15 protein-coding genes are annotated in these 25,846 nt (G+C 67.1%); 8 read left to right on the top strand and 7 right to left on the bottom strand.

The annotated features are described in order from the left end of the window. The first annotated feature begins 98 nt into the window (after positions 1 to 98). The 3 genes from YWC_RS0102225 (at position 99) to YWC_RS32595 (ending at position 3,374) form a co-directional block, all read left to right on the top strand. Positions 99 to 1,325, top strand: a complete 1,227-nt coding sequence (locus YWC_RS0102225) for a YeeE/YedE family protein (RefSeq protein ID WP_036212723.1) — start codon at positions 99 to 101, stop codon at positions 1,323 to 1,325. A 113-nt stretch (positions 1,326 to 1,438) separates the two neighbouring features. Next, positions 1,439 to 3,055 carry a phytoene desaturase family protein gene (locus YWC_RS0102230; protein ID WP_027863920.1) on the top strand — a complete coding sequence of 539 codons (1,617 nt, stop codon included), beginning with the start codon at positions 1,439 to 1,441 and terminating at the stop codon, positions 3,053 to 3,055. 175 nt (positions 3,056 to 3,230) lie between these two features. Then, on the top strand, positions 3,231 to 3,374 hold the full coding sequence (locus tag YWC_RS32595) for a hypothetical protein (RefSeq protein ID WP_156923443.1): 144 nt from the start codon (positions 3,231 to 3,233) through the stop codon (positions 3,372 to 3,374). Positions 3,375 to 3,443: 69 nt separating this feature from the next. Here the strand turns inward: YWC_RS32595 and YWC_RS0102240 are convergent, their stop codons facing one another. The 4 genes from YWC_RS0102240 to pelA are packed head-to-tail and all read right to left on the bottom strand — an operon-like array spanning position 3,444 to position 10,615. Next, on the bottom strand, positions 3,444 to 6,419 hold the full coding sequence (locus YWC_RS0102240; protein ID WP_051306153.1) for a TonB-dependent receptor: 2,976 nt from the start codon (positions 6,417 to 6,419) through the stop codon (positions 3,444 to 3,446). 16 nt (positions 6,420 to 6,435) lie between these two features. Then, complete coding sequence (locus YWC_RS0102245) at positions 6,436 to 7,803, bottom strand: oligogalacturonate lyase family protein (RefSeq protein WP_027863922.1); 1,368 nt, start codon at positions 7,801 to 7,803, stop codon at positions 6,436 to 6,438. After that, complete coding sequence (locus YWC_RS27915) at positions 7,800 to 9,215, bottom strand: glycoside hydrolase family 88/105 protein (protein WP_084416255.1); 1,416 nt, start codon at positions 9,213 to 9,215, stop codon at positions 7,800 to 7,802. The genes YWC_RS0102245 and YWC_RS27915 overlap by 4 nt, the downstream gene beginning before the upstream one ends. A gap of 32 nt (positions 9,216 to 9,247) precedes the next feature. Then, positions 9,248 to 10,615, bottom strand: coding sequence for a pectate lyase (gene pelA, locus YWC_RS27920; RefSeq protein WP_084416256.1), 1,368 nt, complete (start codon positions 10,613 to 10,615; stop codon positions 9,248 to 9,250). 212 nt (positions 10,616 to 10,827) lie between these two features. Between pelA and YWC_RS0102260 the strand changes: the two genes are divergently transcribed. Beyond that, positions 10,828 to 13,104 carry a hypothetical protein gene (locus tag YWC_RS0102260; protein ID WP_027863923.1) on the top strand — a complete coding sequence of 759 codons (2,277 nt, stop codon included), beginning with the start codon at positions 10,828 to 10,830 and terminating at the stop codon, positions 13,102 to 13,104. Positions 13,105 to 13,225: 121 nt separating this feature from the next. Here YWC_RS0102260 and YWC_RS0102265 read toward each other — a convergent pair whose 3' ends face one another. From YWC_RS0102265 to YWC_RS27925, 3 genes are all read right to left on the bottom strand, one after another. Beyond that, the gene (locus YWC_RS0102265; protein ID WP_027863924.1) at positions 13,226 to 17,224 is read right to left on the bottom strand and encodes a TonB-dependent receptor; all 3,999 of its coding nucleotides are present in this window, start codon (positions 17,222 to 17,224) and stop codon (positions 13,226 to 13,228) included. 275 nt (positions 17,225 to 17,499) lie between these two features. Next, positions 17,500 to 18,471 carry a FecR family protein gene (locus tag YWC_RS0102270; protein ID WP_027863925.1) on the bottom strand — a complete coding sequence of 324 codons (972 nt, stop codon included), beginning with the start codon at positions 18,469 to 18,471 and terminating at the stop codon, positions 17,500 to 17,502. Then, entirely contained in the window at positions 18,455 to 19,042 is a 588-nt protein-coding gene (locus YWC_RS27925) for an RNA polymerase sigma factor (protein ID WP_084416257.1), read from the bottom strand. The genes YWC_RS0102270 and YWC_RS27925 overlap by 17 nt, the downstream gene beginning before the upstream one ends. A gap of 173 nt (positions 19,043 to 19,215) precedes the next feature. On the opposite strand from YWC_RS27925, the gene YWC_RS0102280 reads away from it, so the two are divergent. From YWC_RS0102280 to YWC_RS0102295, 4 genes are all read left to right on the top strand, one after another. Next, on the top strand, positions 19,216 to 22,593 hold the full coding sequence (locus YWC_RS0102280) for a DUF4450 domain-containing protein (RefSeq protein ID WP_229412988.1): 3,378 nt from the start codon (positions 19,216 to 19,218) through the stop codon (positions 22,591 to 22,593). 61 nt (positions 22,594 to 22,654) lie between these two features. Then, positions 22,655 to 23,557, top strand: a complete 903-nt coding sequence (locus YWC_RS0102285; protein ID WP_229412989.1) for an SMP-30/gluconolactonase/LRE family protein — start codon at positions 22,655 to 22,657, stop codon at positions 23,555 to 23,557. A 427-nt stretch (positions 23,558 to 23,984) separates the two neighbouring features. Continuing rightward, the gene (locus YWC_RS32600) at positions 23,985 to 24,128 is read left to right on the top strand and encodes a hypothetical protein (RefSeq protein ID WP_156923444.1); all 144 of its coding nucleotides are present in this window, start codon (positions 23,985 to 23,987) and stop codon (positions 24,126 to 24,128) included. A 180-nt stretch (positions 24,129 to 24,308) separates the two neighbouring features. After that, positions 24,309 to 25,754, top strand: coding sequence for an NAD-dependent succinate-semialdehyde dehydrogenase (locus YWC_RS0102295; RefSeq protein ID WP_027863928.1), 1,446 nt, complete (start codon positions 24,309 to 24,311; stop codon positions 25,752 to 25,754). Positions 25,755 to 25,846: the final 92 nt, after the last annotated feature.

The raw sequence follows: 25,846 nt of genomic DNA on the forward strand, positions 1-25,846 counted from the left end.
AGCATAGCATGCGCCCCTTTCCGTATTGCGCAGTCCTCTGCAGGAACCACGAAAACGCGCGACAATGGCAGGCTTCCTGACTCTGTCATCGATTCGCCATGTCCGGTCCAGCATCCCTGTCTTCCCTGTCTCCTCGTCCGCGCGCGGACATCAACCTGAAGCCCTTCGCCATTTCGCTCCTGCTCATCGCAGCGGGGTGCTGGTATCTGGCGCAGGCTGCCGGCTGGCGCCAGTCCGCGCTCTATGCCGTCGGCGCGCTGCTTGGCGTCACGCTGTATCACGCGGCATTCGGCTTCACCTCGGCATGGCGGGTGTTCATCGCCGACGGGCGCGGCGCCGGCCTGCGTGCGCAGATGCTCATGCTCGCGCTCGGCGTGCTGCTGTTCTTCCCGGTGCTCTCCAGCGGCACCCTGTTCGGCGCCCCGGTCACCGGACTGGTGTCGCCGGCCGGCACCTCGGTCATCGTCGGCGCTTTCATCTTCGGCATCGGCATGCAGCTCGGCGGCGGCTGTGCGTCCGGCACACTGTATACGGTCGGCGGCGGCAGCACGCGCATGCTGGTGACGCTGGCGGCCTTCATCGCCGGCTCGGTGATCGCCACCGCGCACATGCCATTCTGGACCGCACAGCCGCAGCTTGCGCCGCTGTCGCTGGTGAGCGCGCTGGGCCTCGTTCCCGCGCTGCTGCTGAACCTGGGCGTGTTCGCGCTGATCGCCGCTATCACGGTGGCGGTCGAGAAGCGCCGCCACGGACGGCTGGTGGCGCCGCAGCTGCAGAAGGCGGCTGGTCCGCGCTGGCTGCATGGCCCCTGGCCCCTGGTGGCCGGCGCCGTCGCGCTGGTGGTCCTGAATTTCGCGACCCTGGCCCTGGCCGGGCGTCCCTGGGGCGTGACCTCGGCCTTTGCCCTGTGGGGCGCGAAGACCCTGGCGGCGGTCGGCGTTGACATCGCCAGCTGGCCCTACTGGTCGACCAAGGCCAACGCCGCCGCCCTGGCCGCGCCGCTGTGGCGCGACGTCACGTCCGTAATGGACATCGGGATCGTGCTGGGGGCGATGCTGGCCGCGGCGCTCGCCGGCCGCTATGCCCCGGTATGGCGCCTGCCCCTGCGCTCGCTGGTTGCGGCGGTGGTCGGCGGCCTGCTGCTCGGCTATGGCGCTCGCCTGGCCTACGGCTGCAATATCGGCGCCTATTTCAGCGGCATCCTGTCCGGCAGCGTGCATGGCTGGCTCTGGCTCGTCGCGGCCTTCGCCGGCAACGTGTTCGGGACGCGCCTGCGTCCGCTGTTCGGCCTCGAAGTCGAGCGCGTGAAGCAGACCGGCTGCTGAAGCCGGCGGGCTTCGCCCGCTTCCTTCGATGCGCCCCAAACCCTTGTACATCTGCGAGGTGCATCCGTCGTGCCCTTGGGACATAATGGTCCTGTTATCCGGGGAGACAGCAGATGCGCGACGCGATCATCATCGGGGGTGGCCATAACGGCCTGGTATGCGCCTTTTACCTGGCCCGCGCCGGGCTGAAAGTCACCGTGCTGGAGCGCCGCACGGTCGTGGGCGGCGCCGCGGTCACGGAGGAATTCTATCCCGGGTTCCGTAATTCCGTCGCCGCCTATACGGTGTCGCTGCTCAACCCCAAGGTGATGGCCGACATGCACCTGGCCGGACACGGCCTGCGCATCGTCGAGCGGCCCCTCTCGAACTTCCTCCCGCTCGACGACAGCCGCTACCTGAAGCTCGGCGCCGGCAGGACCGCGCCTGAAGTCGCCCGATTCTCGCAGCGCGACGCCGATCGCCTCGAGGACTACAACCGTCATCTCGACAGTGCGGCCGACCTGCTGCGCGAACTGGTGCTGCAGACCCCGCCGAACCGGGTGCAGGGCAGCTGGCTCACGGCACTCCCGGAGCTCATCAAGGCGGGCAAGCTGGGCAACCGGATGCGCGGGCTGTCCCTCGCCAGCCAGCGGGAGCTGCTCGATCTGTTCACCAAATCGGCCGGCGACTACCTGGACGGCTGGTTCGAGAGCGCACCGATCAAGGCGGCCTATGGTTTCGACAGCGTGGTGGGCAACTACGCCAGCCCCTATACGCCCGGATCGGCCTACGTGCTGCTGCACCATGTGTTCGGCGAGGTCAACGGCAAGAAGGGCGCCTGGGGCCACGCCATCGGCGGCATGGGCGCCATCACGCAGGCGATGGCCAAGGCCGCGCAGGCGAAAGGCGTGGAGATCCGCACCGGGTGTGGGGTAGAAGAGGTGTTGCTGCACAAGGGGCGGGCCTGCGGCGTCGTCACCGCGGGCGGCGAGCGTGTCGATGCCCGGGTGGTCGTGTCGAACCTGAATCCGCGCCTGTTGTACACCCGGCTGGTCGACCCGGGTGCGCTGCCGGGCGACTTCCTGCGGCGCATGCAGGCCTGGCGCTGCGGCTCCGGCACCTTCCGCATGAACGTGGCGCTGTCGGAGCTGCCGAGCTTCAGCTGCTTGCCGGGCACGCAAGCCGCCGAGCACCACGGCAGCGGCATCATCATCGCGCCGAGCCTGCAGTACATGGAGCGCGCCTACCATGACGCCCGCGCCCACGGCTGGTCGCGCGAACCCATCGTCGAGCTCCTGATTCCGTCCACGCTGGATCCCGGCCTGGCGCCGCCAGGCCAGCACGTGGCCAGCCTGTTCTGCCAGCACGTGGCGCCGCAGCTGCCGGACGGCGCCAGCTGGGACGCGCATCGCGAGGAGGTGGCCGACCTGATGATCGCGACCGTCGACCGCTATGCGCCCAACTTCAGGCGCTCGGTGCTGGGCCGCCAGATATTGACTCCGCTGGACCTTGAACGGACCTTCGGCCTGGTGGGCGGCGACATCTTCCACGGCGCGCTGGGACTCGACCAGCTGTTCGCGGCGCGACCGATGCTGGGACATGCGGATTACCGCGGCCCGGTGGCCGGCTTGTACACCTGCGGCTCGGGGACTCATCCTGGCGGGGGCGTCACCGGTGCGCCGGGGCACAATGCGGCGCGCGAGGTGCTGCGCGATTTCGCGCGGGGGCAACGGGTGCGCCGTGCCGCATAGCGCTTGCCCCTAATATAAGTTGAGCTCATATCTTGCATTCAGGGCGTCATGTCTTCTGCGCGCAAGATATTGGCTTAGCTTATCAGTGAAATCGGAATTCTAAATTGGATTTATATCTGCTGCTGGTCTATGCTGTCTTCATCGCTCAACGCACCATCAAACGAAGGAAACCAGCATGAACGCCATCGCCATCAACGCCAGCCGTCCTGACGCATCCGACACCTTCCGCCACCTGGCCCGCCGCATCAAAGCCGTGCTGCGCCGCGCATTCGAGCTTTCCGGCGCTCCGTACAGCGACATCGGCTACCGCTACCTGTAAAAAAAAAGTGCGCCCCGCAGGGCGCACAAAGGAGACTGCGCTGGTATGCGCAGTGATGAAACTCCGGTCTCAGAACTTGTAGTTCGCCCCCAGCACATAGGTCCGCCCGGACTTCCCGTACAGGAGCGTGTCGTCGCGCTCCGTGTCCTTGCCGTAGCGTAGCGGCTCGTCGGTCAGGTTCTGCGCCTCGAAGGACACCCGCAACTGCGGCGTCACGTTGTACGACATCGACAGCCCGACCCGGGTCATCGGCACGGCAAAGGAATGGTCGCTGCCGTTCGCATTGCGCAGCACGTCGCGGATGAAGCTCGAGCGGTGCGTCGCGGAGACGCGCGCGCTGAATTTCCTGTCCTCGTAATACAAGGTCAGGTTGTAGGCATCCGGCGACAGGCCGATGAAGTTGGCTTCCTGGGTCAGCTGCTCGTTGGCCGGCGTGCGCGGATTGTCCACCCGGGTGATGTAGGTGATGCGCGACTTCACGTGGGTGTAGTTGGCCAGCGCGCCGAAATTGCTCCATACCCCAGGCAGGAAGGTGAAGGGCAGCTGCCAGTTCACTTCCACGCCATCCAGCGGCCCTCCCTTCGTATTGACCATGCGGCTGACGCTCACCTGGGTGTCCGGCTGGATGAGGCAGGCCGGCGTGCCGCCCGTGATCGAGCAGCCGGTGGCGGTGAGATAAGCGTTCGACAGGCCCGTCTCCGTGTAGGGCATCAGCTCGTTGGTGCGCTGGATGAAGGTCTTGATGTCCTTGTGGAAGTACCCGACCGAGATCATCGCGTTCTTCGCGTAATACCATTCGGCCTGCAGGTCGAAGGTATTCGCGCGGATCGGGTCGAGGGTCGGGTTGCCGACCGAGACCGATTGCGCGTTCATGTTGATCGAGGCCGAGGGCGACAGGTCAACGTACTCCGCGCGCGACAGGTTCTTGCTGGCCGAGAAGCGCACCAAGAGGTCCTTCGGCAGCGTCGCCGTGATGTTGAAGGCCGGCAGCCAGTCGCGGTAGGAGTGCTCGACCAGGCGCGGCACCAGCTGGCCGGCCGGATCGCGGATCAGCTGCATGGCGCGCGTCGAGGTATCCGCGCCGCGCACCCCCACATTGCCGCGTAGCGGCAGGCCCCAGGCATCGAACTTGAAGTCGCCCGACAGGTAGAGCGCATCGATGCTCTCGTCGACCTGGCGCTTGACCTGGTTCGCCAGCACATACTCCGACAGCGGCACCTCGCTGCAGTGGCATTCGATGTTGTAGATGTTCAGGAACTTGTCGAGGTCGATCGCGGCCCATGAGTTGGGTGCGCCGCCGAAGCCGGGTAGCTGGCGCGTGAGGCTGGCCAGGCTGACACCCGCAGGCAGGCCCCTGGTCGGGATGCCGCCCGAGGGAACCTCGTAGTTGAACCAGCTGTTGCGGCGCGCCGACAGGCCGGTACGCACCGTGAAGTTGTCGCTCAGCTGGTAGCTGAGGTTGACGGCGCTGGTCTTGAGGCGGTTCGAGGTGCGCAGGTAGCGGCCGACGAAGTTGCCGTGCACGGTGCCGTCGGCATCCTGCGGCCCGAAGGAGAAGCGGTTCGGGTCCGACACATCCATGCCGAAGTCCAGCACCGGCAAGCCGCCCTTCGAAAAGTCCCAGGAGAAGCCGTTGACGTTGGGCGCGTCGATCTGCACCGTAGTGCGCTGCGGGTTGTTCAGGCGCGAATCCGACACGCCGATCATCGCGTCCACCGTGAGCCGTTCGTTGATGTCGCGCCGCGCCGACAGCACGCCCTGGCGGAACAGGGTGGTGTAGACGTCGAGCAGGCCTTCGCTGCGGATGTCGACGCCGTTGAATTTGCCGTAGGTCCAGCTGCCGTTCTCGTCAAAGCGCGCGTCCACGATCGAGGTCTGGCCCTTGCCGTTTTCGACCATGTCGCGCCCGAAGGAGATCGCCTGGATGTAGTTGTCATAGCGCTTGTTGCTGTAGCGGCCGCCCATCAGGTCGAGATTCAGTTCGGTGTCGCGGTCCGGGCGCCATTGCACGGTGCCGGTCAGGCCGGCACGCTCGTACTCGGTCTGCGAGCGGCGGTAGCGCGGAATGCGCGGGTGAAAAGCGCCCGAGCCGGCCAGCGGGTTGGCGACGGTGCCGCCGAAGTCGTCGCGGCGCCCGAGGATGCGGTTGTAGACGCCCAGGTCGCCCGAGCGCGGTACGCCATAGCCGCAGTTGCGTGCATCGATGCCCTTGGCGGCATTGGTCGCCGGGTATTGCACGGCGGCGCCGATCGGCGAGCAGAAGCCGCCGTTGACGGTCGAGGCGACGATGTCCACGGCCTCGTAGCCTTCCTCGATCGCGGCGCGCTTGGCGTAGGCCACCGAGACCAGGGCCCCGACCTTGCCGATGCCGGTATCCCAACGGTTCGAATACAGCGCGGTCAGGCGCGGCTGGGTTTTCTCCGACACGGTGTTGTACAAACCCTCCGCGCCGAAGCTGACGGTACGACCCTTGAAATCGAAGGGGCGCGCGGTGCGCAGGTCGACGGTGGCACCGAGCGAGCCTTCCTCCACGCTCGCCTCCGAGGTCTTGCGCACCGCCAGGCTATTGAACAGCTCGGCCGAGAAGACGCTGAAGTCGAAAGCCCTGCCGCGGTTGGTGCTGCCGTTGATGTCGGAGGCGCCGGTGGCAGTGGTTCCCTCGATGCCGTTGATGCGGACGCGGGTGAAGCCGGCGTTCAGGCCGCGCACGGTGATCTGCTTGCCTTCGCCGCCGTCGCCCTGGGCCACCGACACACCAGGCACCCGCTGCATCGATTCGGCCAGGTTCGCGTCCGGGAACTTGCCGATGTCCTCGGCCTTGATGACGTCGATGATGCCGTCGGAATTCTTCTTGATGTTCAGCGCGCTGTTCAGGCTCTCGCGAAAACCCGTGACCACCACGGTGTTCTCGGCGGCCGGCTCGGTGCTGGCGGGCTGGGTCTGGGCATGCGAATGGGTCGCGGCTGCGAGTGCGGCGGCGGCCAGCGCGATGCGGCGCAGCCGGGGCGGACGCACGCCGGCGCCCGCGATTGCGGTGGTGAGCATGTCTCCTCCTTGGTTCTTATGGTTTGGGCAGCGAGGCGTCGACGGCGTAGACGTGTTGGGCGCCGTGCATGTTGGACGCGAACACCAACCATTTGCCGTCCGGCGTAAAGCGCAGGTTGGGCTCGAGCCGGTAGTCGTGGCTTGACAGGTCGACCAGCCGCGTCGCCTTGAACTTTTCCACTGTGATCAGCTTGTCGTCATAGGACGGCTTGTCGGCGTCGACGATGTCTTCCGCCTGCAGCAGCGAGATCCACTTGCCGTCGGGGGCGTGGGCCACCATGTCGGCGTCGCCGCCGTCGCTGGCGAAGGTCTGGTTGTCCGGGGCGATGTTGAAGTGCACGCCCCAGTCGTTCGCTTCCATGCGCTTCCAGATGCGCCGGCCGGTGGCGAGTTCCAAACCGGCGACCCAGAACACCTGGCCGCGCGGGGTCTGCAGGTCGTACCACAGCCACTTGCCGTCGTGGCTGAAGAATTCGTGGCCCCAGATCTCGAAGTTCATGGTGCGCGTATGGGCGCTGCGCAGGCCGCTGCCATCGGCCTGGATGAGTTTGATGCGGTCGACGCGGTGCCACGGGCCTTCCATGCAGAAGCGGATCATGTTCGGGTCGGTCGGCGAGAACTGCGCGTGGCCGATCCATTCCTCGGTCTTGTAGATCACCTTGCGCTTGCCGCTCCTCAGGTCGATGGTGAACAGCTCCGCCGGCACCCGCGCCGACCAGCGCTCGAGCATGCGCACGCCCTTGGCCTTGGCGAAGTTCAGCGGCTTGCCGTCCGGGCCGAGGGCGGCGTATTCGGTATTGCCGAATTTTGCGACGCTGGCGGCATCCTTCGGCTGCAGCGGCTTGGCGCCGTAGGCGACCTGGCCGAGCAGCAGGCTGTCGTCGGCGTTCGAGGCGGTCACGCCGCCGGCCGCGATGCGGGCCAGCTGGCGCACCTTTTTCGTGTCGACGTTGACGGCGTAGATAGTCTTCGGCCGGTCGGCTGCTTCGCCCTGTCCGGGGTCGGTCACCGAGTAGACGGCTTCGCGCGTGGTGCGCATCATGAACAGCAGGTCGTTCTCGCGGCCCGGCACCAGGAGCGTGGGCTTCCAGTCCTTCAGGCGCACGCCCATGATCCCGGAAGGCGACTTGATCACCATGACGTCGCCTTCGGGCGTGTAGGCATGGCGGTAGAAGTAGAGCACGCCGGAGCCCGATTCTTCCGAGATGCGGACGATGCGTCGCCCGGTCTTCGGGTCGGTCCATTCCTTCGGCGCGGGGCCCTTGAACGGGGCCGGCGCCGGCTGAGATTGTGCCTGGGCGCCCGTGGACGAGATCGCCAGCGGCAGCAGGGCGGATGCGCCCGCGAGGCGCTTCAATACGGTACGGCGGCTGGTCTGGCTCACTTGCTGCTCCTTGCGGGTGTCTTGAGGGTTGCCGGGTCGTAGGCGAGCGCCCGGGTCGCGCGCATTTCCTGCTCGCGCCTGGCCTTCTCGGCGTCGCCGACGATGGTTTTCGGCGGCGGCGGGGTCGGTGTGGTGGCGGCGATGGTCGCCTCGTCGTCGCGCGCCGGCGCCGGCTCCGGGAGCGCCTGCACCGGGCCGTGCAGGTCCATCACTTCCAGGCCGGCCAGCAGGAAGGCGCCAGTGGCATAGGGGCCGACGTCGTCCGCGCGGGTCGGCACCGGACGGTCGCCGGTCTTCTGGGCTGCGCCGACCAGGCCGTTCGGAAGGACCTGGCGGTTGAGCGCCGCCCAGCCCCGCGTGACCGCCGGCAGGTAAGTCTGGCGGTCCAGCAGCCCATGGTTGATGCCCCAGGCCAGTGCGTAGACGAAGAAGCCAGAGCCCGAGGTTTCCGCTTCCGGGAAGCTGTTCGGGTCGTTCATGTCGCTGCGCCACAGGCCGTCCGGCTGTTGCAGTTCATTGATGCGGCTGGCCATCTTGCGGAAGATGTCGGTATAGAAGCTGCGTCCCTCGAAGCCGGCCGGCATGGATTCCAGCGTGCGCGCCAGGCCGCCCATCACCCAGCCGTTGCCGCGCGCCCAGTAGACCGGCTTGCCGCCGGCGCCCAGGTGGTCGCGGTCCTTGAAGCGCTCGTCGCGCAGGAACAGGCGGTCCTGTTCCACCCACAGGCGGGCCGCGGTGCGGCGCCATTCCTTGTCCATGGCCTGCAGGTACTTCAAGTCGCCCGTCAGGCTGGCCTGGCGTGCCAGCACCGGCGGCGCCATGAACAACGCGTCGCACCACCACCAGACCAGGGTCGGCGTTTCCTGCTGGCGGTTCAGGTGCGGCAGCATGAAGTCGAGGCGCTGCTGCAGCGGCATGATGGTGCCGACCTGGCCGCGGCGCGCATACAGCTCCTGGTACAGGTCGCCGATGGCGACTTCGTCGGCATTGAGCAGGGTCCGTTCGGAACGGGCGCCGCGCAGCGAATAGTTGTAGTGCTCGGCGGTAGCGGTGAGGAAGCGCAGCACTTCGCGGTTCTGCGTCACGCGTGCCAGGCGCGCGGTGCCGACGTAGAAGGTGGCGGCGACCCAGTTCGAGGAGATCTCCGACAAGTTGGAGCCGGTCGCCATCTGGATCGGACGGCGGCTCATGTCGGCGATCTGCGACATGGCCACGTAGTCGAGCACCGGCAGCACCGCTGCGCGGCTGGGCAGCCTGCCGGGATCGAAATCCATGGCGGGACGGGGCGGCGGCGTGAGCCAGCTGGCTTCGATGCCTGCCACCTGGGACGGCTCGGCGGCAAGCACGGGCAGGGCCAGCAGGCAGGACAGGGCGCCCAGCAGGGCGGCCTTGCGTAGGACGGGATAGGTCATCGATCGGTATCCTGGTAGGTTGGTCGCTCGGATCAAGGCTTGCCGCTGACGTTCTGGGCGCTTTCCAGCGCTGCGGCCCCGCGTGCGCCCACGGCGAGCTTGCCCGAGCGCGACCACTCGGCATACGCGTCGAGCGCCTTCTGCGGCGCGTTGGTGTACCAGGAGTAGCCGTTGCGGCGGCCCTTCGAGATGTAGTTGACGTCGTCGTGGATCGACTTGTCGCGATCGCCGAAGATCGGCTTGCCGGTCTGGATGTCATAGTTGCGCGACCAGATCGGGCCCGCGCCCGGGCGGTCGACCAGCTTGCGGCCTTCTTCCTCGCTCAGCTTGGTGAAGGCCTTGCCGTAGATGGCGCTGGCCTTCAGCCAGGCGATGCCGGCCTCGATCGCGGCGCGGATCTCCGGCGTCTGCTCGGGCTGGCGCATCAGGAACATCAACACCTCGGCGCTTTCGGCGCTGGCCAGCGAGCGCATCTCGTAGTTGCGCGCGGAGATGGGTTTGAGGGTGATGGCGTCGGCCTGCTGCGGCCACACCGTCTTCTTGCCGTTCACGACCACCTGGGCATCGAGGATCGGGCGGACCGCGCGGGCGCTGGCGGCGCCGGCCTGCTCGCGCAGCGCTTGAGGCACGAAGGCGAAGTCCGGGTGGCCCTCGGCGATGTCTTCCAGGATCATCGCGGCTTCGGCGACGGCATTGTCGTTGAAGGTGATCCCGTCATGGAAGCCTCCCTCGAGCGGATAGTTCTGCGGCCAGCCGCCGTTCGGGTACTGCGCCATCAGGAGGTACTGGGCACCCTTGACGATGCTGGCGCGGTAGCCCTCGCCTTCCTTGCCGGGCGCTTGCGCCTGCACCCTGCCGAGGAAGCGCATCTCGGTGGTTGTGGCGCCATTGTCGAGCGTGCCCACAAAGGTCCAGAAGCGGTCTTGCGGGACGTCGAAATTGGTGGGGTCGGCCACCATGGTCTCGGCATCGTTGGCATAGCGCTGGCCGCGCAGGCGCGGCGGCTTGCTGCGGTCCTGGTTCTTGCTCCAGCCGCCGGACGGGGTCTGGAAGCTGACGATGGTGTCGGCGATGGCGCGCGCTTCAGGCGTGGCGTACCACGCAGCTTCCTTATTCAGCGGCATCTTGCCGCTGCCGGCGGTCGGCGCCGGCGGGGCGGCTTCGCCTGCCCTGAGCTCGGCGGCCAGGATGTCGCGGTCGTATTGCCGCTGCTTCTCCGAGCGGGCGATGTACCCGGCCCAGGCGGCGCGTTGCGCGGCCGGCAGCTCCGCCAGGCGCTCCAGGCTGACCTGCAGCGCGGGCGTGTTGGTGCCGATGACCGTGGCGTGGGCGGGCGTGGCGGATGCGGCGAGCGCGAGACACACGGCGCCCAGCAGGGCCGTCCCTTTGGTAGTTTTCATGCTGTCTCCATCGTTGGTGTTATGCGAAGCTGTGCGGCCCCGTAAGGACTATGACTATTGACGCGCCTTTTTCCTCGGCTCCGGAGGCGAAAAACAAAAAACGCGCACGCGGATGACTGAATGGGTGCGCGGCGCATGGAAAGCGTCGCTTTTTGGTGTGGCGTATGGTTGAATTTCCCGCCATTCCAATCAATGAAGGGGAGTTCACCGCCATGGGTCCGATTCTGTTATCCCGCCGCCGCATGATGCTCACCGCCGCCGCCACCGGCGCGGCCCTGGCCGTACCCGGCATTGCGCCGGCCAGGGACCGGATCGACCGCAAGGCCCTGGTCACGGGCCACAACCCGGTGCTGCGCCAGGTCGATCCGCACGCGCCGCTCATGCTGGGCAACGGGAACATCGGCTTCACCGCCGACATCACCGGCCTGCAGACCTTTACTGAGCCCTACAGCAAGATCGCGCCGCTGTTGACCGAAGCGCAATGGGCCTGGCACAGCTTCCCGAACCCGGACGGCCACACCGTGCGCGACACCCAGGTCGAGATCGCGGTCGGCGGCCACACCCGCCGCTACGGCTACATCAAGGACTGGGCCGACGCCGCGAACAACCCGGCGGTGGCCTGGATCCGCGAGAACCCGCACCGCTTCTCGCTGGGCCGCCTGGCGCTCGACCTGCGCGCGCGCGACGGCTCGCCCGCACGCTTCGAAGACATCCGCGACACGCAGCAGACGCTGGACCTGTGGACCGGAACGCTCACCAGCCGCTTCGTCTACGACGGCGTGCCGGTCAAGGTCGTCACCCGCGTGCTGCCGGACCAGGACACCATCATGGCCGAGCTCAGCTCGGCGCTGCTGGCGCAGGGTCGGTTGGCCGTGGCGGTACGCTTCCCGGGAGTGTCGAAGACGCTCAACCCCGATCCATCGGACTGGAGCAATCCCGGCGCCCACAGTACGACCGCGCTGTCGCGCAAGGCCGGCGAGCTGCGCCTGCGGCGCCAGGTCGACGCCACCGTCTACCACGCGGCCATCGGCGCACCGGGCGCGAGCATCGAAGAGAATGGCCCGCATGCCTATCGGGTGGCGACCAAGGCCGCGACCCTGAGCGTGATGCTGCAGTTCTCCAGCCAGGCCGGCCCTGCGCTGCCCGCCCCGGCGGCGGGCGCCACCGCCGTCGCGCGCCACTGGACCGGCTACTGGACCCAGGGCGGCATGGTCGATTTCTCGGGCTCCACCGACCCGCGCGCTGCGGAACTGGAACGCCGCGTGATCCTGTCGCAGTACCTGATGGCGGTGAACGCTGCCGGCAGCTTCGCGCCCCAGGAAGAAGGTTTGTTCTCGAACAGCTGGAACGGCAAGTCGCACCTCGAGATGCATCCCTGGCATGCGGCCCACTTCGCCCTGTGGGGCCGGCCCCAGCTGCTGGAGCGCAGCCTGGGCTGGTACGTGGGCTTCCTCCCGAAGGCGAAGGCGAGGGCGCAGGAGCAGGGTGTCAAGGGCGCATGGTGGCCGAAGATGATCGGCCCGGACGGGGTCGACAGCCCGTCCAAGGTCTCGCCCTTCATCATGTGGCAGCAGCCGCACCCGATCTACATGAGCGAGCTCTTGTACCGCGCCGGCGGCGGGAAACGGGTGCTGCAGGCCTACGGCGAGCTGGTCGAGGAGACCGCGAACCTGCTGGCCTGCTTCCCCCGGATCGACGAGGCGAGCGGCAAGCTGCGCCTCGGCCCGCCGATCATCCCGGTGCAGGAGAACTTCGCGCCGCTCGACACCTTCGATCCTGCCTTCGAAATCGCCTATTACCGCTGGGGCATCGAGACGGCCCAGGCCTGGCGCGAGCGCATCGGCAAGCCCCGTCGCGCCGACTGGGACGCGCTGCTGGCGAAGTGGCCCGCGCTGCCGCAGAAGGATGGTCTGTACCTGCCGGTGCGTTCGGCACCGGATTTCTGGGATCAGGCGGCCGGCAGCTGCCGCGCCAACGCGCTGGACGAGCGCTGCCAGAACCGCGACCACATGTCGTTCCTGATGCCGCTCGGCTGGCTGCCCGGCCGCGACGTCGACCGGGCCACCATGCGCGCCACGCTCGACCGCATGAAGCGCGACTGGGACCTGCGCCAGACCTGGGGCTGGGACTACCCGATGATGGCCATGACGGCGGCCCGCCTGGGCGCGCCGCAGGAAGCGGTCGACTGGCTGTTCTTCGATGCCAGGAACAACCAGTTCGGCAGAAGCGGCATGACGCCGCGCGTGCACCTGGACGCCCATGCTGCACACTTCGTGCCCACCGCCACCGGCGCCGGCGCCCAGCCAGGTGCGGGTCCGGACGGCCCAGGCTACCAGCGCGCCGCCGAGACCTACTTCCCGTCGAACGGCGGCCTGCTGCTGGCGGTGGCCCTGATGGCGGGTGGCTGGGATGGGCAGAGCGGCAGCGCGCCCGGCTTCCCGAAAACCGGGTGGAAGGTCAAGGTCGAAGGCATCCTGCCGTCGCTATAACCCGTAGGGTGGGCGGCATTGAAGTCGCGTGTCTTTCCATTGCAAGGTGTAGCCGCCCACCCTACAAAAAAACCGTCAGCCCGCTTGCGCGGAGTGACGGTTTTCCTGCTTCGGGGCCTGATTACATCGTCCGGAAATTCACCCCGAACATGATGCGGCGACCCGAATACGCGTAGTCCAGGATGTTCGGCGTGCCGTCGGCAAACGGCGCGTACGGGCCCTGGCTGTGCGAAACGGTTGCGTTGCCGATGTTGCGTCCTTCGACGAACACTTCGATCATCGGCGAATACCGGTACGAGATCTTGGCGTCGATGAAGCGGGTGGCGTCCGTGAAGTTGGGCGAACCCGGGTTGTAGGTGGTGTTGGTACGCCCGCCGCCCACGTTCGGGTAGTTGTACATGCTGGTCGACTTGCCGCAGGCCGCGATGCAGTTGAAGTAGGAACCCACGGCCTGCAGGGCGATGCGAGCCGACAGCCTGCCGTCGTCGTACCACAGGGCCGCGTTGTAGGTGTACTTCGGCTCGTTCTGCGGCGGCAGCGGCGTGCCGGTCAGCAGGTCGACGATGTTCGCCTTCGAGGTGGACGAATGCATCTTCGAGTAGTTGGCGTCGAAACCGGTGTAGCGCAGCAGCCATGGCAGGAAGGTGAAGGCCGTCTTGCCGCTGAATTCCACGCCGCGGCGGCCCGTCGTGGCGCCGTTCATCCAGGTGGAGTAGTCGAACAGCTGGCCGGCCAGCGTCTCGCCGGTAACGGGATTGACCATGTCCGAGTTGGCGAACAGCGGCGACTGCGACACGCCCTGGGCGATCGCGCCGCCGATCTTGCCGTCCTGGCGGAAGCCCGTCGCCGTCAGCATCGTGTCGCGGTTCGGATACCACTCGATCGACAGGTTCTGGTTGAAGTTCTTCTGCGCGGCCAGTTCCGGATTGCCGACCGTTCCCGAGCACGACTGCCCGTCTTCGCCCAGGTCGGCCGCTACCTGATCGTAGGTGCACGAACCCGAGGCCAGCAGGCGCGAGACCGGCGGCCGCGCCACTGTCTTGGCGGCGCTGTAGCGCAGCACCAGCTTGTCGGGCACCAGCCAGGTCGCCAGGTTCAGGCTCGGCAGGAGATCGCTGGTCTTGGCGCTGATGGCGGTGGCCTGCTGCACCCGCATCCTGGTCGTGCCGCCCTCCGCATCCGGGAAGCTCGGGTCGAAGCTGGGGGTCTTCATGATGGCCGTGAAGCTCATCATGCCGGTGCCGTGCACCTTGGTGCGCACGTAGCGTACGCCCACGTTGCCTTCCAGTTCCAGGCCGAAGGGCAGCGAACGATCCGTGAACGGCAGGTGGTCGAGGCCGAAGTCGCCCATCAGGTAGAAGGCGTCGGTGCGTTCCTTCAGGTGGTTCGCCGGCTGCGCGTAGACCTTGCCGTCGCTGGCGGTGCAGGATTTCACGCAATCAAAGTTGGTGTTGCCGACCTGGGAAATGGCGAACAGCTTCTCCACGTCGACCTGCGTCCAGTTCTCGATCAGGCCGGCGGGACGGTCCTTGGCGCCGTTGAAGAACTGGGTCGGCGTGGCTTTCAGCGTCATGACCTGGCTCAGCATGTCGACGAACTGGGGGATGGTGTAGACCATCGCGCCATCCAGCGACTGGCGGATGTCGCCTTTCGGAATCCAGCCGTACTGGCACTTGTTGCCGCCCGGCGCCAGCGAGCCCGGCGTGTCGGCGCAGCCGTACATGGTGCTGCGCAGGGTCGGCGAAGGCATCACGATCGGCGCCACGAAGCCCGGCGTGCCGAAAGTGCCTTGCGGGTCGCGCAGGTTATAGCCGCCGTTGTTCAGGTTCCAGTTGTCGTTGCGCGTGTCGCGCATGTTGTAGCCGGTCTTGAAGCGCTTGAAGAAGGGGATGCGGTCCGGCGTGTTCCAGGTCGCGTCCACCTTGGCGGTGCGCTCCGAGGTGTGGTACTCGGTCGGCACCCAGGTCAGGTTCGGCGAGGAGGTACCTGCATTCTGCTGGGCGGCGGTGTAGGCGGGTGCCGAGTTGGTGGTGTAGACCGTCGGCACGATGGCCGCGCTGGCGCCGCGCGGGAACAGCGCGGCGAAACGCGAGGGATCGGCCGAGGTGATCGGATTGACGTTCGGGAAGCTGTAGGTCCACAGGCCGTTCGGCATCACGCTCATCGAGCCGGTGCCGTAGTAGTCGTTCAGCGTGAGTTCCTTGATGCCCTTCCTGAAGTCGGACTGAGCGTCGCCGGCGAAGAAGTCGACGTTCAGGCCGCCGCGCTTGAAATTGCCGCCCAGTTGCAGGTAGCGCGCGGTGGTCTCGCCGATGCCGTGGCTCTGGTTGGTCTTGGCGACGCCATTGCTGTTGGTATTGTTGAAGGTATACGAGGTCAGGTGGTGCTTGGCGTCGACCACGGCGGAACCGGGCTGCACGTTGCTGCTGCCGTTCTGCACCGACATGTTACCCAGCGAGAAAGCCAGGGTGTTGATGTCGTTGTGGCGCTTGTTGTAGCTGCCTTTCGAGTACAGGGTCAGCTCGTCGGTGAGCTTGAAATCGGCGCGCAGGTCGAGATTCTTGCGGCGGTCGATCTCGCGCCGCACCACGTAGCGCGGGCCGGACGGGGTGTAGTCGTTCCACTGGTTCAGGCAGGTATTGAGCTCGTTGGTGCGCTGGTTCTGCGCGGCGGTGCGCGCCGACGACGAGATCAGGTTCAGCTGGGCGGCCGGGATCGGCGCGAAGATCGCACGGCATTCGTCCTTGCTCTGCGCGCCGGCCGAGCGGGTGACCATTTCCAGGGGCGTGGCCGAGTTGAAGAAGCCGCCGTTCGCCAAGGCGGAGCGCAGCAGCGGGGTGGTGCTGGTCGCATCGGCCGTGTTGACGGTGCCCGGCTGGTAGCTGAAGGTCTTCTCGGGCGAATTGTCGAAGTCGAACAGGCGGTAGTAGCCCTGCCAGCCATTGTTTCCGCCGCCCGACACCTCGGTCTTGTGGCCTTCGTTGTCCAGCGTGGTGCTCGATGCGTTCAGCAGCAGGCCCAGGCGGCCGTTCATGTACTTGTTCGCCAGGATCAGGTTGGCGTCCGGCTGCCATTTCTTGTTCAGGCTGTTCTGGCTGCCGGCCACGCGCAGCGAGGCGAAGGGCTTCTTGAAATCGAGGCCGGTACGGGTCTTGATCTGGATGCCGCCGCCCAGCGAACCCTCGGTCATGTCGGCGGTCGAGCCCTTGACCACGTCGACGCTCTTGATCAGGTCGGCGGACAGCTGGCGGAATTCGACGGCGCGGCCGTCGCCGCCGCCGGCCATGTCGCTGCCGCCGGCGGACTGCACCGCCTGGCCGTCCAGTTCTACCCGCGTCAGGTCCGGGCCGTTGCCGCGCACCGACACGGTGACGCCCTCACCGAAGTCGCCGCGGTCCAGCGCGATGCCGGCGATGCGCGAGATCGCCTCACCGACGTTCCGGTCCGGCAGGCTGCCCACGTCCTCGGCGACGATCGAATCGATCGCGGTGGCGGCATTCTTCTTGCGGTCGATGCTGGACTGCTGGGAGGCGCGGGTGGCCACCACCTTCACCTGCTGCACGCCGTCGCCGCCTTGCTGGTTGGCCGCCGGCGCGCTCTGTCCGGACTGTGCCTTCGCCTCCGGTATCTGCACCTGCGTGCCGGGCGCCTGCTCCTGCGCACTGGCCAGCGGTGCGCCCATCATGAGCACGGCCGCCGAGACCGCGACGCAGGTCGCCTTGCGCCGGCCGGGGAGGGTATTTTTTGTCATTGTCTCATCCGATATTTTCGAGTCATTGGGTTGTCCGGATGGGCCTGGCGGTCGCGCCAGGATCACCACGGTGCCGCCGGAGCTGACCCGTCCGACCAGATTAGTGCAGCCGAGCAGTCGATCGACCGCCTCGGAGATGACGAATGCGCCGGTGAGGGCTTCGGTGTTCACGCCATCCAGGATGTCCGCCGAGGTCAATATGTTGATGCCGGCCTGGCGCGCGAATTCCGGAATGGACTCCGTCGCAGGGCCTGCGGGAATATTGAAGGGCCGCGGCGATTCCTGGGCGCTGACGCTGCCCGCGTACGCGGCCAAGCTCACGGCCAGGATGGTGCCGGCCGCGCTGGCGTATGGGTGCATGGGGTTCATGCACGTCTCCTCTAATCTGTTTTTGTCGGAACTATGCTGCTCCGTATGTGTAAAGACTGCCGGCGGCGGCGTCTTCCTCATGCTGCGGCGATCGTTTGCCCAATCACTCAAAACAATGACTGAATCGATATCCTCCCTCAAAAATCAAGCAGTGGCGTGCCGTCGTATAAATACTCAGGAAGCTGACTGCAAAGGGCAAAAAAAATCCGGACCCGCCAAAGACGGCGCGTCCGGATCGTGTGCCAGCGTGGCGCGGCATCGCTTCGCTTCCTGTATCAGATGCCGTCCTGCGCCTCGCCTTGCCTGCGGCCGATGAAGATCGTGTCCGCGGTGATCGCGACCGGGACGTCCAGCACGGTGCTGACGTCCTGGGCGAACAGTTCGGGGGCGTCGAGCTTGTACTGGCCGAACAGGCGCTTGTCCCGGAGCGTGGCGTCGACGATGACGATCGTCTTCGGGCTGTAGCGGTTGAAGTCCGCCACTGCGTCGTCCAGGGTCTGGTTCTTGAGGATCACTTTGCCTTCTCTCCATGCCAGCTTGCGGTTCACTTCGACCGGCTGGCGGCTCACGCTGATCGCGCTCGCATCCTGCGCCAGGAAGGCGCGGTCGCCCTCGACCAGCTGGCGCCGCCGGGCGCTGCTGCCCTTGTCCCAGACCTCGACCTTGCCTTCGGTGACGAGCACCTCGGTGCCGTTCGCGAAGCGCCGCACCGAGAAGGCGGTGCCGACCGCCTTGATGCGCGCCGCGCCGGCTTCGACCACGAAGGGCTTTGTCTTGTCCTTGGCGACCTCGAACCAGGCTTCTCCCTTGCGCAGGTTGACGGTGCGCTGCTTGTCGGTGAAGGCGACTTCGATCTGGCTGCCGCTGTTGATGGTGGCGACCGACTTGTCCTGCAGCGGCACTTTGCGGAACTCGCCCTTGGCCGTGGTGAGGACCCGCTCGTCGCGCAGGACTTGCAGGCTGACGGTTCCCACTGCCGCGACCAGGCAAGCGGCCATGGCGCCCATCCTGAACCAGGCGCGCCGGCTGCGGCGCTGCTGCCGCGCCATGGAGAGTTCGGGCGACAGCGATTGCGGGGCGCTGGCGAGATTGATCGCATTGTAGATGGCCATGGCGCGCACGTAGGCGCCCTGGTGCCGCACATCGGCGGCATACCATGCGTCGAATTGCGCGCTCTCGGGGGCGCTCAGGCCGCGCGCCAGCTTGCGCGCCACCCACTCGAAGGCTTCGTTATCGATCGTTGACATTCTGTTTCTTGCTGACGCGTTTTTTTGCGGGGGACGGGATGGCGCCGGTCTCCTGGTTCATGCCGTGACTGGCAATCATCTCCGACATCAAGCGCATCCCTTTCATCATTTCGTGTTCGACGACACCGTCGGTCAGGCCGAGGCTTTGCGCTGTTTCGTGCTGCGACAGGCCGTGTATCCTGCGCGCCCGGAACACTGCCTTGCAGCGGCCGGGCAGCTGCGAGACAAGTCCGATCACCCACTTCAGTTCCGAGCGGGCGAACACCACCCGCTCGGGCGAGGGCGCCGCGTCCGCGATGTCGAGGTCTTCCAGGTTGGCCATGGCTTCGATCCTGACCACCGCGTCGCGCTTGATGCGGTCGAGGACCAGGTTCTTGGCCGTGCGGAAGACGAAGGGCTTGGGATCGCGGATGCCGTCCAGGCTGGCCATCGACAGGATCCGGTAACAGGTCTCCTGCACCACGTCGTCGATTTCTGCCGGGCTGCTACAGACGCGACGCAGCATCCTGCGCAACTCGGCCTCATGCGGCAGAAAATTTATTGTAAGCCAGTCAACTACGTCAGTGTCCATACGCTCGCCCGTTCGTGCTTCCCCCTTGGTAAGACGAACACGGGAATGTTTTCCTCAAGGTTTTAGTTATTTTTTTTCACTTAGTCACGCCAATGAGAATTTCCCGCTGTGAGGCGATGGGAGGCGAGGACCTCTCTTATTATCTGCCGAAACAATGCTGGGGAGACGATCACATGATGAAGACCTGCATGCCCATCCTGCCGGCTTGCGTGCTGCTGGCGCTCGCGGCGCTCGCCATGGAAGCGCGCGGCGAGCAGGCGACGGCGTACAAGCCGGGCGTCGAGGTAGCGCGTCCGAACCTGGCCGGGCAAGTCGCGCGGCCGCTGCGCTACCGCCCCGAGGGCGAGGACTTCGTCATCGAGAACGGCGGCGAGTTCTTCAACCGTCCCCTGTATGGCGGAAATACCGCCTTCCGTGTCGACGGCGGCGACCGGCCCGAGTTTTCGCTCTACCTGCCCGGGCGCGGCGGCAATGTGCGCCTGGGCGTCAAGACCCCCGCCGGCGTACTCTGGCTGCACGCGGCGCGCCACATCGTGACGCGCTACCGGCCGGGCGAGCTGCATTACGAGATTGCCGATCCGCTGCTGGGCGAAGCCGGCCGGATCCACCTGGCGGCGATCGCCTATGCGAGCGTGGAAGGACTCGGGCTGCGCGTAGCGGGCAAGTCGCTGCCTGAGATGGCCGAACTGGTGTTTGCCTTCGCCCCCGGCAATGGCGCGCAGGGGCGCCGCGGCGGCGACATCGGGACCGAGACAGTGCCGATCAGCCAGTATTTCCAGTTCGCGCCGGAGGACGCGCGCGGCAGCAGCGTCGACCTGCATGCCCATGGATTCACGGTCAGCAACGACAGGGCGGCGATCACGGCGACGGCGTCGCGGCCCCTTGCCGTGCGCCGCGCCGACGCCGCCGGATGGGACGACCTGGCCGGCTTGCTGGGTCAGGACGCCGGCAAGGATGGTCAGGTCGCGCTCGGCCGGCTGCCATTGAGCGGGGAGGCCATCGATCTGGCTTTCCAGGTCACGCGCAGCAAGAAGGCGCCCGAACTGGCGGTGTACCGCGAGGCCGGCAGCACCCTGGACGCCCGTCCCGCGGCCGAGCGCAGCCGCACGCCCGCCTTCCGGCCGGAGGAACTGGCCGAACGCTTCGCGCAGGCCGGCGGCCATTTCGCCCGGTTGCGCGGCCAGGTGAGAGTCGATACGCCCGACCCCTACATCAACGCCGCAATGGGGGCGTTGAACATCGCCCTGGACGCCGTGTGGGACGAGGAGCAGGGCGCCATCATGCACGGGGCGATCGCCTGGCGCACCAAGCTGCTGGGCTGGCGCGGGCCCTACGCGCTCGACGCCCTGGGCTGGCACGATCGCGCGCGCCGCAACTTCGACGAATGGACGGCGCGCCAGGATACCTCTCCGGTGCCGGCGCGCCTGCCGCCCGCCGACCGCGACACCAACCTGGCGCGCAGCGAAGCCGGCCTGCACAGCAACGGCGACATGAGCAAGTCGCACTACGACATGAACATCGGCTTCATCGACGCGCTGCTGCGCCACCTGCTGTGGACCGGCGACCGCGCGTATGCCAGGGCGGTTTGGCCGGTGCTGGAGCGCCACCTGGCCTGGGAGCGGCGCCTGTTCCGGCGCGAGTACGGGCCCGACAAGTTGCCCCTGTACGAAGGCTATGCCGCGATCTGGGCCAGCGACGACCTGTACTACAACGGCGGCGGGGCCACCCACACCTCGGCCTACAATGCCTGGCACAACGCGATGGCGGCGCGCATCGCGGCCCTGATCGGCGAGGATCCGGCGCCGTACCGCATCGAGGCCGAGCGCATCCGGGCCGGCATGCGGCGCCACCTGTGGATGCCCGAGCGCGGCGCCTTCGGCGAATACCGCGACCTGCTCGGGGCCCGGCTGCTGCACCCCAGCTACGGCCTGTGGAGCTACTATCACGCCATCGATTCCGCGGTGCCGAACCGCCTGGAAGGCGCGCGCATGGTGCTCGACCTGGCGCGCCAGCGCCGCACGATTCCGGTCGCGGGGCCGGGCGTGCCTGCCGACCGCCCTTATCGCGTGCTGCCGACCACCGACTGGATGCCGTATTCCTGGTCCACCAACAACGTGGTGATGGGCGAGGTGCTGCACACCGCGCTCGCCACCTGGCAGGCCGGGGACGGCGAGCGCGCCTTCGACCTCGCCAAGGGGGCGCTGCTGGCCAGCCTCTACATGGGGATCTCGCCGGGGAATATCGGCAGCATGAACTACCTCGACGTCTACCGCCGCGAAGCCCAGCGCGACTTTGCCGACGGCTCGGGCGTGATGGCGCGCACGCTGGTGGAGGGGCTGTTCGGCGTGCGCCCGGATGCGCTCGCGGGCACGCTGCTGATCCGTCCGGGCTTTCCGCGCGACTGGCGGCATGCGAGCCTGCGCCATCCGGGCGTGGCGCTGGCGTTCCGCCGCGATGGGACGGAAGAACGCTGGACGATCGAACAGCCGGCCGCGGTCTTCGGGCGTCTGGTGCTCGAGCTGCCGGCAGCGAGCGACGGCGTGGACTCGGTCCTCGCCGACGGAAAGCCGGTGCGCTGGCGCGCCGGCAGCGACGAAGTCTTCGCGCCGCGCCTGCAGATCGAGTTGCCCTTCGGGCGCAAGACCGAGCTCACGATCCGGTGGCGCGGACAGCCGATCGGCGCCGCTGCGCAGGTTGTCGCAAAGACGGCGGCGGGCGACGGCCTGCGGCGCGTGCGCCAGGGCGCGTTCACCTGGTGGGAGGCTGCGGCGCCGCCGCCGGATGCCCCGCAAGCGGCGTGCACTCCCCGGGCCGCCGCGTGGACCACGGGCGCGCGGGTGAATTCGCGCCATGTCGACCTGACGGCCCGCTTCAACGATCGCGTGACCGAGCTGTTCAAGCCCGGGAAGTACCTGTCGCCGCGCTCGCCGTTTGTCTCGCTGTCCTTGCCCTCGCAGGGCATCGGCGCCTGGGCCGGGCACGTGAACGCCATGGCCACGGTCGACGACAGCGGCCTGCGCGCCCGGGGCGGCGTCCTGCGCCTGCCCAACGGCCTGAGCTTCGCCACGCCTTCAAGCCCGGGTGCGGCCAACATTCTGTTCACCTCGCAGTGGGACAATTATCCGAAGCAGGCCAGCGTGTCGCTGCAGGGCCGGGCCGGGCGCGCATTCCTGCTGATGGCCGGCTCCAGCAATGCGATGCAGAGCCGGATCGACAACGGCGAGGTGGTGGTGACCTACGCGGACGGCAGCCGCAGCCGCCTGGCCCTGCACAATCCCGACAGCTGGTGGCCCATCGAACAGGACTACTTCATCGACGACTACCAGTTTCCGTACTGCGGATCCTTGCCGGTGCGGGTCGACCTGAAGACAGCCCGGGTCCGGGTGCTGGACCCGGCGTCCCTCCCGCAGGACTTGCGCGCGAAGATCGACGGCGGCTCGGCTACCGTGCTCGAGATGCCGCTGGAGCGCGGCAAGGACTTGAAGAGCCTGGAGCTGCGGACGCTGGCCAACGATGTCGTGATCGGGCTGATGGGGGTGACGCTGGACTGACCGGCCGTGGCCTGGACGGTACAATCTCGCCTCCGCACCATCAACCCGACCCTGGATGAGCATGACCGGCGACACCACTTTCAAGACCATGGCTTCAATGACACCGGAATGCATCTGGGACCTGGGCGCCCACCTGGGCGAGGGCGCCCTCTGGCACGCCGCCACGCGTTCGGTCTGGTTTGTCGACATCAAGGGCCGGCGCATCCACCGCTGCGCCGCGGACGGCAGCGAGCGGCGCAGCTGGGAAGCGCCCGGCCAGCCCGGTTTCGTGGTCCCGGATTCTAGCGCCGCCATGGTCTGCGCGCTGGAAGACGGCCTGTACCGCTTCGATGAGGCGCGCGGCGAATTCACGCCGCTGCGCAAGGTCGAGGACAACGTGCCGGGCAATCGTTTCAATGACGGCCACGTGGACGCCGGCGGCAACCTCTGGTTCGGATCGATGGACGACGCCCAGCTCGAGTCAAGGGGGGCACTGTACCGCCTTGGCCGGGATGGCGTCGTGTCGCGCGCCGACGCCGGCTACATCATCACCAATGGCCCCGCCATCAGCCCGGACGGCAAGACCCTGTATCACACGGATACGCCGCTGCGCCGCGTGTACGCCTTCGAGCTGCGCGAGGACGGCAGCCTGGCCGGCAAGCGGGTGTTCCTGCAGCTGCCGGAAGGCAGCCGCCCGGACGGCATGGCGGTCGATTGCGAAGGCGACCTGTGGATCGCCCTGTTCGGCGCGGGCCGGATCGAGCGCTACACGGCTGCGGGACGGCTGGTCGGCAGCGTGCGGTTCCCGTGCACGAACATCACCAAGCTGGCCTTCGGCGGCGAGGACCTGCGCACTGCCTATGTCACCACCGCCTGGAAGGGCCTGTCGCCCGAGCAGCGCCGCGAGCAGCCGCTGGCGGGTGGCCTGTTCGCCTTCCGGGTCGATACGCCCGGTCTGCCGCACACGGTGCTGGCGCTGCCCTGAGCCGCTCCCTCAGAGGCGGATGGTTATCTCGATCTTCTCGGAAGCTATGCCAAGGGAGTCGGCCAGCTTGCGCTTGGCTTCGGCGATGGCGTTGGTAAAGCTGCCTGCCTTGCTCTGGCCGGGATCGGGGGCGCAGGCGGATGGGGCAGGCGCATCGACCAGGCTTGGATGCTGTCCGGTGAGGTCCGGATCGCATTAGGGAGCCGCTCTCGAAGGCTTGCGCCTGGAGACGCCGCAGCAGGAGTGCGCGACTGAGATATCCGGGAACGCCGGCAGGGGTATGCCCGGGCGTGATAACACAGACCAGTCCACCCAGCTGAATTATATATTTTGATTATGGTCGAGATCTGGAATGGCAATTGGACTAATTTCTCTGTTGCTCTTATCCTGCGTTCATTGCCATCGCATCAAATCAAAAGGAATCCATATGAACGCCGCTACCATCGACTCGATCCGTCCCGCCACCAGCAATACCTTGCGCAAGCTGATGGCTACCCTGGGAAGGAAACTGTGTCGCGCGCTCGAATTCGCCGGCAAGCCCTACACCGTGGGCGGCGCCTACTACCTGTAAGCAAGCCGGGTTGCCGCGTCCGCCGGTCTGGATGAGGAAGCGCTGCGTGAAGGCCCCTGTGTATCAGGGGCCTTCGCGTTTCTGGCGCGACACAGGCCTGGGGCCTGCAGGGTGTTCCGACAAAGGTTATGATGTCAATTCTTTCATTTCCGGCCATCTGAACAAAGGACGCGACGCTCCATGACGACTTCCAGCTATCCCGATACCCGACTCCTCATCGCCAACGAATGGCAAGACGCCACGGGCGGCAAGACGATCCCGGTCGTGAATCCCGCCACCGGCCAGTCGATCGGCACCGTGGCCCACGCCAGCGTTGCCGACCTGGACCGCGCCCTGGCCGCCGCCCAAAAGGGCTTCGAGACCTGGCGTAACGTTACCGCCGCCGAGCGCGCCGCCACCATGCGCCGCGCCGCCAACCTGCTGCGCGAGCGCGCCGGCGACATCGCCCGCCTGCTGACCCAGGAGCAGGGCAAGCCGCTGGCCGAAGCCAAGATGGAAGCCATGGCCGGCGCCGAGATCATCGACTGGTTCGCGGCCGAAGGCATGCGGGTCTACGGCCGTATCGTGCCGTCGCGCAACCCGGCCGCTCAGCAACTGGTGCTGAAGGAGCCGGTCGGCCCGGTCGCTGCCTTCACCCCGTGGAACTTCCCGATCAACCAGGTCGTGCGCAAGCTGGCCGCCGCCCTGGCCACCGGCTGCTCCTTCCTGTGCAAGGCGCCGGAAGAGACCCCGGCCTCGCCGGCGGCCCTGTTCCAGTGCTTCGTCGATGCCGGCGTGCCGCCTGGCGTGGTGGGCCTGGTGTTCGGTGACCCGGCCGAGATCTCCGGCTACCTGATCCCGCATCCGATCATCCGCAAGGTCACCTTCACCGGCTCGACCCCGGTCGGCAAGCAGCTGGCCGCCCTGGCCGGCGCCCACATGAAGCGCGTCACCATGGAACTGGGCGGCCATGCCCCGGTCATCATCGCCGAAGACGCCGACGTGGCCCTCGCCGTCAAGGCGGCCGGCGCCGCCAAGTTCCGCAATGCCGGCCAGGTGTGCATCTCGCCGACCCGCTTCCTGGTGCATAACGCGATCAAGGACGAATTCACCCGCGCGCTGGTGGCGCATGCCGAAGGCCTGAAAGTGGGCGACGGCCTGCAAGAGGGCACCACCCTCGGCCCGCTGGCCAATCCGCGCCGCCTGAGCGCCATGGCCCAGTTCGTCGAGGATGCGCGCGCCAAGGGCGCCGTCGTGGCGACCGGCGGCGAGCGTGTCGGCGACGCCGGCAACTTCTTTGCGCCGACCGTGCTGGCCGACGTGCCCTTGGCCGCGAGCGTGTTCAACGACGAGCCTTTCGGCCCGCTGGCTGCGGTGCGCGGTTTCGACACCCTGGAAGACGCCATCGCGGAAGCCAACCGCCTGCCGTACGGCCTGGCCGGTTACGCCTTCACCCGTTCGATCAAGAACGCCCAGCTCCTGATGAACCGCGTCGAAGTCGGCATGTTGTGGATCAACCAGCCGGCCACCCCGAGCGCCGAGCTGCCTTTCGGCGGCATCAAGGATTCGGGCTATGGCTCGGAGGGCGGTCCGGAAGCCCTGGAGTCCTACCTGAACACCAAGGCCATTTCGATGGTCGGCGTGTAAGGCCCGAGCATCCCCCCAGAATGCCTGCATCGCAGGCATTTTTTTCGTCCCAGTGTTTTCCATTGCACGGTTGGCCATGGATTCTTCTTGCA

This window comes from Massilia alkalitolerans DSM 17462, from assembly GCF_000427785.1.
GTDB classification, from domain to species: domain Bacteria; phylum Pseudomonadota; class Gammaproteobacteria; order Burkholderiales; family Burkholderiaceae_D; genus Telluria; species Telluria alkalitolerans.

What these genes read in the sequence shown, in the direction of transcription:
- YWC_RS32600 (WP_156923444.1), top strand. Translation starts at nt 23,985, where the DNA reads ATGAACGCCGCTACCATCGACTCGATCCGTCCCGCCACCAGCAATACC.
- YWC_RS0102225 (WP_036212723.1), top strand. Translation starts at nt 99, where the DNA reads ATGTCCGGTCCAGCATCCCTGTCTTCCCTGTCTCCTCGTCCGCGCGCG.
- YWC_RS27925 (WP_084416257.1), bottom strand. Translation starts at nt 19,042, where the DNA reads ATGGACACTGACGTAGTTGACTGGCTTACAATAAATTTTCTGCCGCAT.
- YWC_RS27915 (WP_084416255.1), bottom strand. Translation starts at nt 9,215, where the DNA reads ATGACCTATCCCGTCCTACGCAAGGCCGCCCTGCTGGGCGCCCTGTCC.
- YWC_RS0102240 (WP_051306153.1), bottom strand. Translation starts at nt 6,419, where the DNA reads ATGCTCACCACCGCAATCGCGGGCGCCGGCGTGCGTCCGCCCCGGCTG.
- YWC_RS0102280 (WP_229412988.1), top strand. Translation starts at nt 19,216, where the DNA reads ATGATGAAGACCTGCATGCCCATCCTGCCGGCTTGCGTGCTGCTGGCG.
- YWC_RS0102230 (WP_027863920.1), top strand. Translation starts at nt 1,439, where the DNA reads ATGCGCGACGCGATCATCATCGGGGGTGGCCATAACGGCCTGGTATGC.
- YWC_RS0102295 (WP_027863928.1), top strand. Translation starts at nt 24,309, where the DNA reads ATGACGACTTCCAGCTATCCCGATACCCGACTCCTCATCGCCAACGAA.
- YWC_RS0102265 (WP_027863924.1), bottom strand. Translation starts at nt 17,224, where the DNA reads ATGAACCCCATGCACCCATACGCCAGCGCGGCCGGCACCATCCTGGCC.
- YWC_RS0102260 (WP_027863923.1), top strand. Translation starts at nt 10,828, where the DNA reads ATGGGTCCGATTCTGTTATCCCGCCGCCGCATGATGCTCACCGCCGCC.
- YWC_RS0102270 (WP_027863925.1), bottom strand. Translation starts at nt 18,471, where the DNA reads ATGTCAACGATCGATAACGAAGCCTTCGAGTGGGTGGCGCGCAAGCTG.
- YWC_RS32595 (WP_156923443.1), top strand. Translation starts at nt 3,231, where the DNA reads ATGAACGCCATCGCCATCAACGCCAGCCGTCCTGACGCATCCGACACC.
- YWC_RS0102285 (WP_229412989.1), top strand. Translation starts at nt 22,655, where the DNA reads ATGACCGGCGACACCACTTTCAAGACCATGGCTTCAATGACACCGGAA.
- pelA (WP_084416256.1), bottom strand. Translation starts at nt 10,615, where the DNA reads ATGAAAACTACCAAAGGGACGGCCCTGCTGGGCGCCGTGTGTCTCGCG.